We start from the raw sequence: 15,706 nt of genomic DNA on the forward strand, positions 1-15,706 counted from the left end.
ACGGTCGGCACCCACCACTACAACCAGCCACGCAACCGTCGGCACCCACCACTGCAACCTGCCGCGCAACCGTCGGCACCTGCTTCGACTGCAAATCCCCTTGGGGTTGCCACGCTTTCATCCGTCTTACTCCGCGAACGTACCCGCCGCCGCCACGTACGTCGCCGTGTCCGCCTGTGTTGCGGATGACGCCGCGCCTGCGGCACCGATTACCTGACAGGTTCCCCATGTTCGACTCCCACCGCCCGGGCCGCGCGCTGCGCCCGTCCCGCCTGTGCATCGCCCTGCTGGCCGCCGGCCTGGCCAGCGCCGCACCGTCCGTGCTGGCACAGAGCGCCACCGGCAACCACGCTGCCGTGCAGCGCTTCGACATTCCAGCGCAGCCGCTGGAAGAAGCGCTGCGCAGCTATATGCGCCAGTCCGGCGTGCAGGTCGTGTATCCGGCCACCCTGGCCCAGGGCGTAACCTCGCGTGCGGTCAAGGGCAGCCTGCCGGCCAACGAGGCGCTGCAGCAGCTGTTGCAGGGCAGTGGCCTGGCGGTGCGCCGGGTCAGCGCAGATGCAGTCACTCTGGAAGCGGCGATGCCGGTGCAGGCCGACAGCGGCGTGATCGTCACCGACACGCTCAGCGTGGCCGGCGACCGCGTCGACAGTGGCGCGGGCAGCGACGAGGCACGCCTGCTCGACAGCTATCGCGGCGTCGGTTCCATCACCACGCTCAACCGCACGCACTTGGAGCGCTTCCGTGGCACCTCCAACGGCGACATCGTCAAGGGCGTGGCCGGTGTCACCGCCGGCGATCCGCGCGTTGGCAACGGCTTCGACGTCAACATCCGCGGCATCCAGGGCCAGGGCCGCGTGCCGGTGATCATCGACGGCGGCCAGTCCAGCATGGATACCTACCGTGGCTATGCCGGCCAATCGCAGCGCACCTACCTCGACCCGGACCTGATTTCCAGCCTGACCATCACCAAGGGCCCGAGCCTGCAGGCCAATGCCTCCGGTGGCATCGGCGGCGTGGTCGAGATGGAGACGCTGAAAATCGATGACGTGCTGCGCGAGGGGCGCGACTTCGGCGTACGCGTGCGTGGCGGCCTGGCCAACGCCAGCGCCAACAACCTGCCGTCCTACAGCGCCGCGCCACGTTCCGACCGCAGCGCCACCGGCAGCCAGTTCTTCAACGTCGCTGCAGCCGGTCACTGGGACCACTTCGATCTGGTTGCTGCCTACGCCTACCGCGACAATGGAAACTACTTCTCTGGCAAGCACGGCTACGACGACTTCCCGCAGACCCGGCGCACTCTGGCACCGCTGAACCCGCCGCGTACCGAGGTCTTCAATACCTCGTCGCGTTCGAAGTCGGCGCTGCTCAAGGGCACCTGGCGCATCGATGACGCGCAGACGCTGGAAGCCGGATACCGTCGCTACGAAGGCACCGCCGGCGAGATCATGGCGTCGCAGATCATCCGCGTCGACCGCGATCGCATTCCGCAGTGGGACCCGGGCCATGTCGACATGGACAGCTACACCCTGCGCTACCGCTTCAATCCGGACAGCGATCTGGTCGACCTGCGTGTCAACGCCACATACACCGATACCGACAGCGTGATGTACAACAGTCTGACCGGCATCACCCCGTGGTACTTCGACCGCCGCACCGAGTGGTATGACGCGCCCAGCTTCAGCGGCGACCCCGGCTACAAGGATGCCTACCGCAATCCGCTGCGACAGAAGCGCTTCGGCCTGGATGCCAGCAACACCTCGAAGTTCGATACCCGCGCCGGTGCGTTCACCCTCGACTACGGCCTGTCCTACAGCGACGAAGACATCGCGCCGGGCAGTTCGGGGCCGGTCATGCACGATGACCTGGTCAACAACCGTTTCCTGCGCAATGCCGAGCGCAAGGAATACAGTGCCGTGGCCTCGCTGAAGTGGCAGCCCGATGAGCACTGGGAACTGCTGGCCGGCGGCCGCTGGAACCTCGTGGACGTGCACGACCGCAACCGCCTGGCCACGCCCGATGCCTATGAGGTGCAGGGCCAGTACCGCTACACCGAACTGCTCAATGGCAACCCGGCGCTGCCGTCGTGGCGGGCCAAGCGCATCGCGCTGCTGAACTGGTATCCGGATGCCAACGGCAACTTCACCCAGGAATCGCTGCTGGCCTCACCGTACAAGAAGGGCACGGTGGCCGACATCGGTGGCTGGAACTTCTACGACGCCGGCAAGGCGCAGGACCTGGAAGTGCCGGTCAGCTGGACGTGGTCGCAGCCGATCCGCCGCCGTGACACTGCGTTCTCGCCGACCGCCAGCGTGGCCTACCGCTTCAGCGAAGACACCATGGTCTACGTGAAGTACGCCGAAGGCACCAAGCTGCCGAGCCTGTTCGAGACCACGCTGGGCCTGTTCACCGCCGCCAAGCCAGTGGGCGAGTTGAAGCCGGAGCGCGCGCGCAGCTGGGAAATCGGCGCCAGCACCATCCGCTACGACCTGTTCGCCGCCGGCGACCGCCTGGCGCTGAAGCTGGCGTACTTCGATACCCGCATCGACGACCTGATCACCCGTGACTACCGCACGCTGTCGGCGGGCCTGATCCGAAACGTCGACCAGTTCAAGGTCTCGGGCATGGAGTTCCAGTCCAGCTATGACAGCGGCAAGGTATTTGCCGATCTGTCCGCGCACTACTACTTCAAGGCCAAGACCTGCGCGCCGGACATCGCCGCCGAGCGCCGTGCCTACGGGGCGCAACGCAGGAACGGCGAGCTGGCCAACACGCCCGACTGCGTGGACGGCGGCTTCGAGGGCTCGTACACCAATACCCAGAACCCGCCGCGCTACATGGTCAACCTGACCCTGGGCTCGCGCCTGTTCGAGGAGCGCCTGACCTTCGGCACCCGCGTGGTCCACAACGCCGGCCCGATCAGCAAGCTGGACAAGGACTGGAACGTAGGCCTGTCGGCGATCCAGCAGCTGTACCGGCCAACCACGCTGGTGGACCTGTTCGCCAGCTGGAGCTTCAACGACCAGCTCTCGGTGGAAGCCGGCGTGGACAACCTGACCGATCGTTACTACCTGGACCCGCTGGCCCTGGGCGTGATGCCGGCCCCGGGCCGCACCGCGCGGCTGGCGTTGACCTGGAAGTACTGATCGGTCGCGTATGAGCGGTGGGGTCGGACCGCCCTCGGTGGGTGCGGACCTTGGTCCGCACCGCTTCCGCCGTGCAATCGCCAGCGCCCCGCCACGCCCGGCGTCTACTTACAGCCCGGTCGCGGCCTTCACCGCATCTTCGTGCAGCGACTCGTTCAGCTCGTCCACCACGGTGGTCCATGCCGCATCGGCCTGCAGCGACTCGGACAGGAACTGGCGCTGCGCATCGTTCCAGTACGGCGCCTCGACCACTTCCACATCGGTGGCCAGCTGGTGCTCGCGGATGAAGCGGGCGATGCCCTCGGCGCTGGCGTCCAGGCCCAGCTGCAGGAACAGGTTGGTCATGCGCGGTTCGGTGGTGATCATCGTCGGTTCCTGCGGTAAGAAGGGATGCGCCATTATCGGCGCACATAGCCTTGGGGAAAGCCCCGTGGCAAACGTCTACAGCAGGACGACCCCCTTGGCATCCCCCATGAACGCACACATCGCCCCTGAAGAAAGCCGCAGCCTGCGGCTCAAGGCCGCCACCCGCGACAGCCACGGTGCCCTGGACAAGCGCATCATGGCCGGCGACATCTTCGCCGACCGCAGCAATTTCGCCCGTTTCCTGCGCGTGCAGTATCGGTTCCACCGCAGCATCGATGCGCTGTATGCCAACCCTGCGCTGGACGCACTGCTGCCGGACCTGGGCGAGCGCCGCCGCCTGACCCAGGTCGCGCGCGACCTGCAGGACCTGGAGCAGACCCTGCCGGGGGCTGACATCGCGGCGTTGCCGTCCGATCTGGAACTGCCCGCCGCGTTGGGGTGGCTGTACGTGGCTGAAGGCTCCAACCTGGGCGGCACCATTCTGTACAAGATGGCCGCCAGGCTCGGCCTGGACCGTGATTTTGGCGCCCGCCACCTGGCCGCGCATCCGGATGGCGCGGCGCGCCACTGGCGTGAGTTCACCGCTGCGCTGGACGCGGTACCGCTGAGTGTCGAGCAGGAGCAGCAGGTGATCGATGCCGCCGACGCCGCGTTCCGCAGCGTGCACGGCCACGTCGAAGTGGAATTCGCCTGATGCGCGGCGCGCGCCCACAGGTGCAGCGCTGATGCGCTGGCTCTGGTTCGCGCTGGGCTGGCTGATGGTCGGGCTCGGGGTGATCGGCGCGTTGCTGCCGGTGATGCCGACCACCATCTTCCTGATCCTGGCCGTGGGCTGCTTCGCGCGCAGCTCGCCGAAGTTCGAGCAGTGCCTGTTGGCGCATCCGCGCTACGGCCCGTCGCTGCGGTTGTGGCGCGAGCAGGGCGCGGTATCGCGCAAGGGCAAGGCGTTTGCCAGTGCCGGCATGGCGCTGGGCTTTGCCCTGTTCTGCTGGGGCGCGCATCCGTCCTGGCGCCTGCTGTTGGGCGTGGGCCTGTTCTTCGCGGTCAGCGCCGGCTACGTGCTGAGCCGACCGGCCCCCCGGCTGGAGCCCCATCCGGTCGTGGAAGTGGACGACGCCAATGATCCGCGCGCGGCCCGTAGTCGCGCAGCGACCCCTGATGCTGATGGAAGCCGAGATGATGCTGCCTGCTGACCTGGCCCCCGTGGCCGCCCCCGCATTGACCCCGTGGGGCATGTACCTGGCCGCCGACGTGGTGGTGAAGGCCGTGATGATCGCGCTGGCACTGGCGTCGCTGTCCACCTGGACCGTGCTGTTGGCCAAGGGCTGGGAGCTGACCCGCCAGGCCCGGCAGCTGCGCGCGGCGCGCGCGCTGTTGCTGCAGTCGGCACAGCTGCCGCCGCAGAGCGGAGAGGCAAGTCTGCAGCAGGGCACCGCACTCGCCATGCTGGACGCCGCCCGCACCGAACTGCGCCTGTCGCAGGATCTGGATAGTCGCGACGGCATCAAGGAACGCATCGCCTCGCGCCTGGACCGCATCGAACTGGAGACCGCGCGCGTGCAGCGGCGCGGCATCGGTGTACTCGCCAGCATCGGCGCGGTGGCGCCCTTCGTCGGCCTGTTCGGCACGGTGTGGGGCATCATGAACAGTTTCATCGGCATCGCACACAGCAACACCACCCACCTGGCGGTGGTTGCGCCCGGCATCGCCGAGGCCTTGCTGGCGACCGCACTCGGCCTGGTCGCGGCGATTCCCGCGGTACTGGTCTACAACCATTTCAGCCGCGTGTTGGCCGGCCTGCGGGGCCTGCTCGGCGATCTGTCGGCGGCCGTGCAGCAGCTGGTTTCGCGCGATCTTGATCGTGCCGCGCCGCGTGCCGCAGCGGCACCGCTGCGCGCGGTGCACTGAGGCGCGACGATGGCGATCAGGACCGGGTCCGACCGCGACGACGCACCGGAAGAAGCACACGAGATCAACGTCACGCCCTTCATCGATGTGATGCTGGTGCTGCTGATCATCTTCATGGTAGCCGCACCGCTGGCCACCGTATCAGTGCCGGTGCAGCTGCCGGCCAGCAGCGCCAGTGCCACGCCGCCCGAACAGGCGCCGGTGTATGTGACCGTGCAGGCCGATCTGTCGCTGCGCGTGGGCGAGCAGGCGGTGGCGCGTGACGGGCTGGCCGCTGCATTGCAGGTAGCCACCCACGGTGACACCTCGCAACGCCTGTTCCTGCGTGCCGATACCCGCGTGCCTTACGGTGAACTGATGGCAACGCTGGATGCGCTGCGTGCGGCGGGCTACCTGAAGGTGGCACTGGTTGGACTGGAGCAGGGCGCGCGATGAGCGGACTGCGGCGCTGGGCGACCAGCCTGGCGATCGTGCTGCTGGTGCATGCGTTGCTGGTCAGCGTGGCCTGCTGGTGGGCGGCGCGCGCACCGGCGGTGGCCGCCGCAGCGCCGCCCGCTGCATTGATGCTGGAGCTGGCGCCGATGGCACAGGCGCCTCCGGTGCCGCCGCGCGAGGTTGCCACTGGGCCGCTGCAACAGCAACAGCAGCGACAGGCGCCGAAACCGGCCCTGCGTGAGCAACCCAAGGCACCGGTGCAGCCGCAGGGTGACCTGCCACCGCCGCGTACGCCGGAGCCGACGCCCTCGCCGGACACCGCCGAGGCCAATGTCGCGCAGACCAGCGCACCGCCGCAGGTGGCGGCCGACGCGGCCGCACGCTACACCGCACCGCAGACCACCGCCGGCGAGCGCAGTCGCGCCGAGGCCACCTGGGAGGGGCGCCTGCTCGGGCATCTGCAGAAGCACCGGCGCTATCCACGCCAGGCCGAGCGGCTGCGTCAGCAGGGCGTGGTCTACGTGCGTTTTGCCGTGGCCCGCGACGGTGTGGTTTCGGCGGTGGTGCTGGGCCGCAGCAGCGGCTTCGCGTTGCTCGACCAGGAGACGCTGGACACCGTGCAGCGGGCCAGCCCGGTCCCGGCGCCGCCGGCCGAGGTGCCTGGCGGCCCGGTGCAGGTGATGGTGCCGGTGTCATTCTTCCTGCGCGGGCGCTGACCGCCATCGGGGTCGGATCCCTTTCCGCAGGACAGGGCTCTGACCCGAGCCGGAGTTCAAGGCAGCGCGCAGGCGTTATGCTCGCGCACGACCGTCAATGGACGCGCGGAGGTTGGCATGACGACACGGACGTTACGGGTGCTGGCCTGGTGCAGCGTGTTGCTGGCTGCATGCCTGGCCGTGCTTTCGCTGGCACCGTTCACGCCGGCGATCATCTTCGCCTGGCCCTTGCTGGTGTTCGCCGCCTTCTGCATCTGGCGTGGCGCGTGGCTGCCCGGCGCACTGTGTGCGTGGCTGGCTTCGCTCGCTTTCATCGGCAGCCCGCTCAGCCTCTTCGATGGCTGGGACCGGCCGATCCACGCCTGCTGGATGATCGTCGTGGTGCTGCTTGTCATCCGATGGATGAGGCGGTCGCGGCCGTAGCGTCGAGCCTGCTCGACGCTACGGGTTCATGCATGGCGTGGATCTACAACAGAGGCACCAGCAGCAGCGCCACGATGTTGATGATCTTGATCAGCGGATTGATCGCCGGGCCAGCGGTGTCCTTGTACGGGTCACCGACGGTGTCGCCGGTCACGGCCGCCTTGTGTGCCTCGCTACCCTTGCCGCCGAAGTGGCCGTCCTCGATGTACTTCTTGGCGTTGTCCCAGGCGCCGCCGCCGGTGGTCATCGAGATGGCCACGAACAGGCCGGTTACGATCGTGCCGATGAGTAGACCGCCGAGTGCGCGCGGCCCCAGCAGCAGGCCGACCACCACCGGCACCACCACCGGCAGCAGCGAGGGCACGATCATTTCGCGGATCGCCGAGCGGGTCAGCATGTCCACCGCCTTGTCGTACTGCGGCTTGCCGGTGCCCTGCATGATGCCGGGGATCTCGCGGAACTGGCGCCGCACCTCTTCCACCACTGCCCCCGCCGCACGACCGACCGCTTCCATCGCCATCGCACCGAACAGGTAGGGAATCAGGCCCCCGATCAGCAGGCCGATGATCACCGTGTGGTCGCTGAGGTCGAAGCGGAATTCCTGGCCGGGGTTGGCGGCCTGCAGGTTGTGGGTGTAGTCGGCGAACAGCACCAGTGCGGCCAGTGCAGCCGAGCCGATCGCATAGCCCTTGGTCACTGCCTTGGTGGTATTGCCCACCGCATCCAGCGGATCGGTGATGTCGCGGATCTCCGAGGGCAGCTCGGCCATTTCGGCGATGCCGCCGGCGTTGTCGGTGATCGGTCCGTAGGCATCGAGCGCGACGATCATGCCAGCCATCGACAGCATCGCGGTGGCGGCGATGGCGATGCCATACAGGCCACCCAGCGCGAACGCACCCCAGATCGCAGCACACACCGCCACCACCGGCAGTGCAGTGGACTTCATCGAGATGCCGAGGCCGGCGATGATGTTGGTGCCGTGCCCGGTGGTCGAGGCCTGCGCCACGTGTTGCACCGGCTTGTACTGAGTGCCGGTGTAGTACTCGGTGATCCACACGATCAGCCCGGTCAGGACCAGGCCGATCAACGCGCAGCCGTACAGTGGCATCGGTCCATGTACGTTGTCACTCATCAGCCCGGTGGTGATCGGGTAGAACGCGATCGCGGCCAGCACGCCGGAGACGATCACGCCCTTGTACAGCGCGCCCATGATCGAGCCGCCAGGCTTCACCTTGACGAACAGCGCACCGATGATCGAGGCGATGATCGACACACCGCCCAGCACCAGCGGATACAGCACGGCATTGGCGCCCGCCTCGGCCAGCATCAGGCTGCCCAGCAGCATCGTTGCGATGACGGTGACCGCATAGGTCTCGAACAGGTCGGCGGCCATGCCGGCGCAGTCGCCGACGTTGTCACCGACGTTGTCGGCGATCACCGCCGGGTTGCGCGGGTCATCCTCGGGAATGCCGGCTTCCACCTTGCCGACCAGATCGGCGCCGACGTCGGCGCCCTTGGTGAAGATGCCACCGCCCAGACGCGCGAAGATCGAGATCAGCGACGAACCGAACGCCAGACCGACCAGCGCGTGCAGCGCCTGTTCCATCGGCAGGCCCATCCGCAGCAGCAGTGCGTAATAGCCGGCCACACCCAGCAGGCCCAGGCCGACCACCAGCATGCCGGTGATCGCACCGCCGCGGAAGGCGACGTCCATCGCCGCACTGATGCCATGGCGCGCAGCCTCCGCGGTGCGCACGTTGGCGCGCACCGACACGTTCATGCCGATGTAGCCGGCGGCGCCGGACAGCACCGCGCCGACCGCGAATCCAATCGCGGTATACCAGCTGAGGAACACGCCGACCAGCACGAACAGCACCACGCCGGCGATGCCGATGGTCAGGTACTGGCGGTTGAGGTAGGCACGCGCACCTTCCTGGATCGCGGTGGCGATCGCGACCATGCGCTCATTGCCGGTGGGTTGGCGCAGGATCCAGCGCGCCGAGACGATTCCGAACAGGATCGCGAGAATGGCGCAGCCCAGCGCCAATGAAAGCCCGTGACGTTCCAGCATTAGACCCCTCCGCAGAATGGATGTAGGCATCCAGTGGCGATGAACGGCACCACGAGGGGGACGACGGGCTGCAGCCTGGAACCAACCCGTACCGACCTTGGCGGTCGTCCGACGTATGGCGGTGTTCAGCATTCCCTGGTGCCCGCAGTATGCGTGCCGCCACTTGTAGAGTCGAGCCATGCTCGACTGGCCTCTACGAGCCGCACCTCGTGATCCTGTGGGCGCCCCAAGACGGAACGCATCGCCATGCGCGCGGGCCCTGCCGCCGGGCCATGGGCACGATTCGAGAGCCATCAGGCCTTTGCGCCCCGTTAAGCCAGTCTCTGCAAGCCTGCGCACAGTCCCGTAGGAGATCCCACATGCGCCTGTCCCTGTTGATGCTTGCCGCCCTGGTCCCGGCCGTGCCGGCATTCGCCGCGGAAACCCCGGAGCTGCAGCGCGCCGTGGGCGCTCCCCAGGCAGTGGGCGCAGTGCACACCCTGCGGCAGATCCCCGAGGCCTGCGCGCGCCTGGAAGGTGCCTTCACCGGCCAGGCGGCCGAGCCGTATCGCTTTGCGCCGGTGCGGACCAGCGAACAGTGCCAGCCACGCGCGCGCTTCGTCGATTACACCAAGGCGCAGCCAAGTGCGGACAAGGGCTGGAAACTCAACGATGTGATCCGCGTGCCGAGCGCGGCGTGCCCGGCCCAACAGGCAGTGGTGCGGGTGTGGCGCCTGCCGTCGAGCAACAAGGTCGAGCTGGACGGCCAGGGCCAGTCGCGCATCTATCTGGAAGAGGCGAAGAAGCAGGCGGCTGCCGGCCAGATTCCGCAGGTGACGATGTTTGCCGCGCAGCTGCAGATGGAAGGCAAGGCCTGTAATTGATACAGGTGGGTGCCGACCGTTGGTCGGCACCGATGCCGCATCCACGCATGGCGTCGATCTACTGCGGCGCGCCATCATTCTCCGGCCAGCGTCGCCCCGCGCGCCACCAGCAGCTCGCGAAGCGCCTTGCGGTGGCAGTGCGCCTCATCCTCGCAGTAGCACCCCACGCTGAGGTCGCTGTGCTGCGACATCGCAGCCAGCAGGTCCAGCGCGTGGGCCGCATCCGGGGACTTCATCTCAGCCTTGTAGTGGCGGAAGAACGCGTTCCAGTCGGCGGCCGTTTTCGCCTCGTGCGCCTGCTTCACCAGTGCCGCGCTGGGTGACAGGGTCGGGAACCAGACGTCGTACCAGTCCTGCCGGGCGAACTCGCTGCGCGGCACGCCGCGCGGCGGGCGCCGCACGGTACCGATACGCAGCCCCTCGCCGGGTTGGCGTGGCGTTCCCAGTCGAACAACACGCAAGGCCATGATGATCTCCAGGCGGGGCGTCCATCATCCTGCGATGCTCGTGCGCCAGGCGTGAACCGCTGTGGAAAGGAAAATGCCCGGGCGCCTGCGCACCCGGGCATTTTCCCCATGCCTGCAGCAATCAGTTGCCGCGGCAGTCCTTCAACCACAACACACGTCCCACCTGGTCATAGCTGTCGACCACGCCGGTCAGCGTCACTTTCTCGCGCGGGCGCAGGGCCAGCGCATACGCGGCCTGGTTGGCTGCGAACGAGCAGGAAATGGCCACGCGCTCAAAGTCGATGCTGCCATCGCTGGGCAGGTCGAAGCTGGTGTTGTAGGTGCCGCCACTGCGCAGCACGGTGGTGATGCGACCGGTGATGGCGTAGGTCTTGCCCTTGTAGCGCGGCTCGACCGCGGCCGGGTTGTCCTTGTTCTGGTTGCGCAGCTGGAAGCCGAAGCGGTCGGCGTCAATCGTTACCACCGACGCCTGCGGAGTGGCCTTGGCTGCCTGTTCGCCAGCCTTGCCCGGCTTGACCTGGTTGAGCAGCTTGCACATTTCTTCGCGCACGCCGTCGGCCGAGGCAATGGCGCCCTTGTTGACCTTCACCACCATGCCGACCGTGCCCTGGCCGCCTTCGGAAGTGGCGCTGATGATCATCGGGATCGGCTTGTGGGCCATGGATTCCGGCTCTTCGATCAGCATCGAGCCGCCTTCCACGTCCTCGCTGAGGACATCCATGTTGGCGTTCTTGGCGATCACCCGCATCTGGCCGATGGCACTCGCCACGGTCAGGTCCGGATGGGTGACCGATGAAGTGAAGGTCGTGCCGACGAAGGGATTGCCCTTCTTCTGGAAGTTGCTTTCGCAGGTCGCAGCGAAGGCGGGTGCGGCGGCACCGCACAGCAGCGCGGCGATCAGGATCGGGTGCTTCATGGTTACAGTCCTTGTGAAATGGCAGCACAGGCCCGGGCCACGTGGCCGGGCAGCGTCGAATCTGGCTTGCGGCGGCCCCTTTGCCCCGGGCCGGAGCCCGATTGTGGGGCGCTTCGGTGGTCTCCGCAATGCGCCCTGTGCTCCGCACAGGGCGCAGGTGCACCTCAGCCTTCGAAGGCCGGCAGCTTCTGCTTCACCGCCACGTTCTTCAGGGTGACGTACTTCGGCAGGCCATCGGTGCCATACGGAAGCGGCGCTTCGCCCTTGATCAGCGGCGACAGGTAGGCGCGCGCCTTGGCGGTGATGCCGAAGCCGTCGCGGCGGATGAAGCCGGCGGGCATCTTCTTTTCATGGTTGGCAATCTTCGACAGCGGCGCCGCTTCGATCTTCCAGCGGTAGGGCGCGTCGCCGCTGCGCACGATCACCGGCATCACGCCGTTCTGGCCCTTGAGCGCCAGCTGCACCGCAGCCTTGCCAACCGCCTGCGCCTGCTCCCAGTCGGTCCTGCTGGCCAGATGGCGGGCCGAGCGCTGCAGGTAATCGGGCAGGGCCCAATGCACCTTCATGCCCAGCTGGTCCTTGACCCGGCCGGCCAGATGCGCGGCCACGCCGCCCAGCTGCGCGTGCCCGAATGAATCCTTGCCGCCGCCGGCGTCGGCAACAAAGCGGCCATCGGCGGTGGCGATGCCTTCCGACGCCACCACAACGCAGTAGCCGACGCGCTCGACCACGGCCTTGACCTTGGCCAGGAACGCCGCCTCGTCATAGGCGCGTTCGGGCAGCAGGATGATGTGCGGCGCCTCGTCATCGCCGTTGCCGGCCAAGCCGGCGGCCGCGGCCAGCCAGCCGGCGTGGCGGCCCATGGCCTCGTAGATGAAAACGCGGGTGGAGGTCTCGGCCATCGCCGCCACGTCCAGCGCCGCTTCGCGCACCGAGACGGCGGTGTACTTGGCCGCCGAGCCGAAACCGGGGCAGGTGTCGGTCACTGCCAGGTCGTTGTCGATGGTCTTGGGCACGCCGATGCAGGTCAGGTCGTAGCCGGAGGCCTTGGCCAGCTGCGAAACCTTCAGCGCGGTGTCGGCCGAGTCGTTGCCACCGTTGTAGAGGAACCAGCGCACGTCATGCGCGCGCAGCACCTCCAGCAGCCGGTCGTAGCGCGCGCGGTCGGCGTCCAGCGATTTCAGCTTGACCCGGCACGAGCCGAAGGCGCCGCCCGGGGTATGGGCCAGCGAGCGGATCGCGGCCGCGCTCTCCCTGCTGGTGTCGATCAGCTCTTCGCGCAGGGCACCGAGGATGCCGTTGCGGGCGGCCAGGACCTTGATGCCCTTGGCCCGCGCCTGCTCGATCACCGCCGCCGCCGTGGCGTTGATGACCGCAGTAACACCGCCGGACTGGGCGTAGAGGAGGGTACCGTTGCGCATGCGTCTACCTGCTCGGGGGAAAGGACATTGCAGGGACATTACCCGGATGCGGTAAAGTGGCGCTATTGCGGTGCAGCGATACCGGCCCGTCCGGGACGCGAACCTTCTTTGTTTTCAACACGTTGGAGTCAGGTCAATGCGATTGGTTCTGTTGGGACCGCCCGGTTCGGGCAAGGGGACACAGGCGACGCGCCTGAAGGAAAAGCTGGGGATCGCCCACATTTCGACCGGTGACATGCTGCGCGCGGAAATCGCCGCGGGCACGGAACTGGGCAAGCAGGCCAAGACGGTGATGGATGCCGGCAACCTGGTGTCGGACGACATCCTGCTGGGCATGCTGGAGTCGCGCCTGACCCAGGCTGATGTCGCCAAGGGCTTCATCCTCGATGGCTACCCGCGCAACGTGGCCCAGGCCAATGCGATGGACGGCCTGCTGGCCAAGATCGGCCAGCCGCTGGACGCGGTGGTGCAGCTGGACGTGCCCACCGAACTGCTGGTGGACCGCATCGCCGGCCGCGCCAAGGAGCAGGGCCGCGCCGATGACAACCCGGAAGCGGTGCGCCAGCGCCTGCAGGTCTACAACGAGCAGACCGCCCCGGTGGTGGACTTCTACGCTGGCCGCGGCACCCTGGCCCGGGTTGACGGCGTCGGTGAGCTGGACGAGATCGAAGCCCGCATCCTGGCGGCGATCAACGCCTGACCTGGCGGGGCCGGCGTGCTGCCGGCCGCACGGGCGCAGAAAAAACACAGGCCTGGTCCGTGAGGATCAGGCCTGTGTCGTTTGATAGGCGCCAGCAGAGGGCTTGCTCAGGGCCCCGCAGCATGAGCTCCCTTGGGGATGGCCTCTTGGGGAGTAGGACCGGTTCGGGTACTGCGGCTGGCAGTTCGAATTGTGTCCGGGTTCACAGAACATCGCTATCGGGATTTCCCTGACAGATGATTGGAGTTTCCTCACATCCTGTGTAGGACTTGTCTTACCCCGGATCGGACATTGGCCCTATACAGCCGTCATCGGTCACAATCCTCGGTCATGAGCAGCGTACATATCCTTGCAATCGCCGGCACCTTCATGGGCGGCGTGGCCGCCCTGGCGCGGGAACTGGGCCATACGGTCAGCGGCAGTGACCAGGCCATCTATCCGCCGATGTCCACCCAGCTCGAGCAGCTGGGTATCACCCTGGACCAGGGCTACCGCGCCGACAGCGTGCCACCGGGCACCGACGAGGTGGTGATCGGCAACGCACTCTCGCGCGGCAATGCCGCCGTTGAGGCCGTGCTCGACGCCGGCCAGCGCTATATCTCCGGTGCGCAGTGGCTGTCCGAACAGGTGCTGCCGGGCCGCGACACGCTGGCCGTGGCCGGTACCCATGGCAAGACCACCACCACCACCATCCTCACCTGGCTGCTGGAAAGCGCCGGTCGTTCTCCCGGTTTCCTGATCGGCGGCGTCGCCGAGGATTTCGGCGTCTCTGCCCGCCTGGGCCAGGGCCGCGAGTTCGTGGTCGAGGCCGACGAGTACGACACCGCCTTCTTCGACAAGCGCAGCAAGTTCGTGCACTACCGGCCGCTGGTGGCCATCCTCAACAACCTTGAATACGACCACGCCGACATCTTCCCGGACGTGGCCGCGATCCAGCGCCAGTTCCATCACCTGGTGCGCACGGTGCCGGCGCGTGGCCGGCTGATCGTCAATGGCGAGGATCAGCATCTGGCCGAAGTGCTGGCGATGGGCTGCTGGACCCCGGTTGAGCGCTTCGGCTTCGATCCATCGCTGGAGTGGCATGCGGAACTGCTGGCTGCCGATGGCAGCGCGTTCCGCGTGCACCACTGCGGGCAGGCACTGGGTGATGTGCAGTGGTCGTTGCTGGGCCGCCACAACGTGCTCAACGGCCTGGCGGCGCTGGCAGCCGCACATGCGGTGGGTGTTGCGCCGGCCGAGGTGATCCCGGCGCTGGCGCGCTTCCGCAGCGTCAAGCGCCGCATGGAAGTGATCGGCAGCCATGAGGGCATCACCGTCTACGACGATTTCGCCCACCACCCGACTGCAATCGCCACCACGCTGGAAGGGCTGCGCGCCAAGGTGGGCGATGCGCGCATCGTGGTCGCGATGGAGCCGCGCAGCAATTCGATGCGGCTGGGCGCACACGCGCAGGCGCTGGCACCCTCGCTGGCGCTGGCCGATGAAGTGGTGTTCCTGCATCGCCCGGAACTGGCCTGGGATGCCGCTGCGGTGATCGCCGCAGTGCGCGGCCAAGCGCACGCGGTGCCCGATACCGACGCGCTGCTGGCGCAATTGCAGGCCAGCGCGCGCAGGGGTGACCACGTGGTGTTCATGTCCAACGGTGGCTTCGACGGCGCACCGCGCCGCTTCCTTGCCGCGCTGCAGGCCCGATGAGCGTCGACGGTTCACTGCAGCTGTTTCCGCTGCACACCACGCTGGTACCAGGTGCAGCGGTGGGCCTGCGCGTGTTCGAACGCCGTTACCTGGACCTGGTCCGCGACAGCGGCCGCAGTGGTGAGGGCTTCGGTGTCTGCCTGATCCTGGATGGCCAGGAAGTGGGAGCCCCGGCAACGCCGGCCGCCTACGGCGTGCAGGTGCGCATCGAAGACTTCGATGTTGGCGCCGACGGCGTGCTGCAGTTGCGCCTGCGCGGCACCCGCCGTTTCCATGTCGAGCGCACGCGCGTGCGTGACAACGGGCTGGTGGTAGCCGACGTGCGCTGGTGCGATGAAGACCCAGACGACGAACTGCGGCCGCAGCATGCCCTGCTGGCCACGGTGCTGGGGCACATCATCGAACAGGCCGGCGAGGCCTATGCACCGGCCAACCCGGCGTTGCTGGACCAGGCCAGCTGGGTCGGCTGGCGGCTGGCCGAGCTGCTGCCGCTGAGCGAGCAGCAGCGGTTGCAGCTGCTGCAGTTGGACGACCCGCACCAGCGTTTGCAGCAGTTGCTGGGCTGGATGCCGTAACAGC

At 67.5% G+C, this 15,706-nt stretch carries 16 protein-coding genes; 11 read left to right on the forward strand and 5 right to left on the reverse strand.

The features are described 5' to 3' along the window. Window positions 1-227 precede the first annotated feature (227 nt). Window positions 228-3,146: a TonB-dependent receptor gene (locus AC5P8C_RS08315; protein ID WP_019662028.1), complete on the forward strand. Its 2,919-nt coding sequence runs from the start codon at window positions 228-230 to the stop codon at window positions 3,144-3,146. Window positions 3,147-3,254: 108 nt separating this feature from the next. Here AC5P8C_RS08315 and AC5P8C_RS08320 read toward each other — a convergent pair whose 3' ends face one another. Then, window positions 3,255-3,512 (reverse strand): DUF2789 domain-containing protein, encoded by a 258-nt coding sequence (locus AC5P8C_RS08320; RefSeq protein WP_006390068.1) that lies wholly within the window; start codon window positions 3,510-3,512, stop codon window positions 3,255-3,257. A 106-nt stretch (window positions 3,513-3,618) separates the two neighbouring features. Between AC5P8C_RS08320 and AC5P8C_RS08325 the strand changes: the two genes are divergently transcribed. The 6 genes from AC5P8C_RS08325 (at window position 3,619) to AC5P8C_RS08350 (ending at window position 6,994) form a co-directional block, all read left to right on the forward strand. Further along, window positions 3,619-4,206 (forward strand): biliverdin-producing heme oxygenase, encoded by a 588-nt coding sequence (locus AC5P8C_RS08325; RefSeq protein WP_019662027.1) that lies wholly within the window; start codon window positions 3,619-3,621, stop codon window positions 4,204-4,206. Window positions 4,207-4,237: 31 nt separating this feature from the next. Then, window positions 4,238-4,705 (forward strand): YbaN family protein, encoded by a 468-nt coding sequence (locus AC5P8C_RS08330; RefSeq protein ID WP_019662026.1) that lies wholly within the window; start codon window positions 4,238-4,240, stop codon window positions 4,703-4,705. Next, entirely contained in the window at window positions 4,692-5,420 is a 729-nt protein-coding gene (gene exbB / locus AC5P8C_RS08335; RefSeq protein ID WP_026347268.1) for a tonB-system energizer ExbB, read from the forward strand. Before AC5P8C_RS08330 ends, exbB begins: the two co-directional genes overlap by 14 nt. Before the next feature lie 9 nt (window positions 5,421-5,429). Continuing rightward, window positions 5,430-5,855: a TonB system transport protein ExbD gene (gene exbD, locus AC5P8C_RS08340; RefSeq protein ID WP_019662024.1), complete on the forward strand. Its 426-nt coding sequence runs from the start codon at window positions 5,430-5,432 to the stop codon at window positions 5,853-5,855. Continuing rightward, window positions 5,852-6,571 carry an energy transducer TonB gene (locus tag AC5P8C_RS08345; RefSeq protein WP_019662023.1) on the forward strand — a complete coding sequence of 240 codons (720 nt, stop codon included), beginning with the start codon at window positions 5,852-5,854 and terminating at the stop codon, window positions 6,569-6,571. Before exbD ends, AC5P8C_RS08345 begins: the two co-directional genes overlap by 4 nt. A gap of 117 nt (window positions 6,572-6,688) precedes the next feature. After that, complete coding sequence (locus AC5P8C_RS08350; RefSeq protein ID WP_032955541.1) at window positions 6,689-6,994, forward strand: hypothetical protein; 306 nt, start codon at window positions 6,689-6,691, stop codon at window positions 6,992-6,994. Between the two features lie 43 nt (window positions 6,995-7,037). Here the strand turns inward: AC5P8C_RS08350 and AC5P8C_RS08355 are convergent, their stop codons facing one another. After that, complete coding sequence (locus AC5P8C_RS08355; protein WP_019662021.1) at window positions 7,038-9,065, reverse strand: sodium-translocating pyrophosphatase; 2,028 nt, start codon at window positions 9,063-9,065, stop codon at window positions 7,038-7,040. A gap of 359 nt (window positions 9,066-9,424) precedes the next feature. Here AC5P8C_RS08355 and AC5P8C_RS08360 point away from each other — a divergent pair, with 359 nt between their 5' ends. After that, window positions 9,425-9,928, forward strand: a complete 504-nt coding sequence (locus tag AC5P8C_RS08360) for a hypothetical protein (protein ID WP_233653767.1) — start codon at window positions 9,425-9,427, stop codon at window positions 9,926-9,928. Between the two features lie 74 nt (window positions 9,929-10,002). Here the strand turns inward: AC5P8C_RS08360 and AC5P8C_RS08365 are convergent, their stop codons facing one another. From AC5P8C_RS08365 to AC5P8C_RS08375, 3 genes are all read right to left on the reverse strand, one after another. After that, window positions 10,003-10,395, reverse strand: coding sequence for a DUF488 domain-containing protein (locus AC5P8C_RS08365; RefSeq protein ID WP_111098769.1), 393 nt, complete (start codon window positions 10,393-10,395; stop codon window positions 10,003-10,005). A gap of 121 nt (window positions 10,396-10,516) precedes the next feature. Further along, window positions 10,517-11,311 (reverse strand): hypothetical protein, encoded by a 795-nt coding sequence (locus AC5P8C_RS08370; protein WP_495218556.1) that lies wholly within the window; start codon window positions 11,309-11,311, stop codon window positions 10,517-10,519. Between the two features lie 164 nt (window positions 11,312-11,475). Further along, window positions 11,476-12,732: a 6-phosphofructokinase gene (locus AC5P8C_RS08375; RefSeq protein ID WP_019662017.1), complete on the reverse strand. Its 1,257-nt coding sequence runs from the start codon at window positions 12,730-12,732 to the stop codon at window positions 11,476-11,478. Window positions 12,733-12,868: 136 nt separating this feature from the next. Here AC5P8C_RS08375 and AC5P8C_RS08380 point away from each other — a divergent pair, with 136 nt between their 5' ends. The 3 genes from AC5P8C_RS08380 to AC5P8C_RS08390 all read left to right on the forward strand — a co-directional run bounded on the left by AC5P8C_RS08380 (window position 12,869) and on the right by AC5P8C_RS08390 (window position 15,702). Beyond that, a complete protein-coding gene (locus AC5P8C_RS08380; protein WP_019662016.1) occupies window positions 12,869-13,432 on the forward strand; it encodes an adenylate kinase in 564 nt (187 codons plus the stop codon). A 330-nt stretch (window positions 13,433-13,762) separates the two neighbouring features. Further along, the gene (gene mpl / locus AC5P8C_RS08385) at window positions 13,763-15,127 is read left to right on the forward strand and encodes a UDP-N-acetylmuramate:L-alanyl-gamma-D-glutamyl-meso-diaminopimelate ligase (RefSeq protein ID WP_164144701.1); all 1,365 of its coding nucleotides are present in this window, start codon (window positions 13,763-13,765) and stop codon (window positions 15,125-15,127) included. After that, on the forward strand, window positions 15,124-15,702 hold the full coding sequence (locus AC5P8C_RS08390) for an LON peptidase substrate-binding domain-containing protein (protein WP_495218557.1): 579 nt from the start codon (window positions 15,124-15,126) through the stop codon (window positions 15,700-15,702). Before mpl ends, AC5P8C_RS08390 begins: the two co-directional genes overlap by 4 nt. The last annotated feature ends 4 nt before the right edge of the window (window positions 15,703-15,706 follow it).

The sequence above is a fragment of the Stenotrophomonas sp. YJH_SMC_46 genome (genome assembly GCF_059370315.1).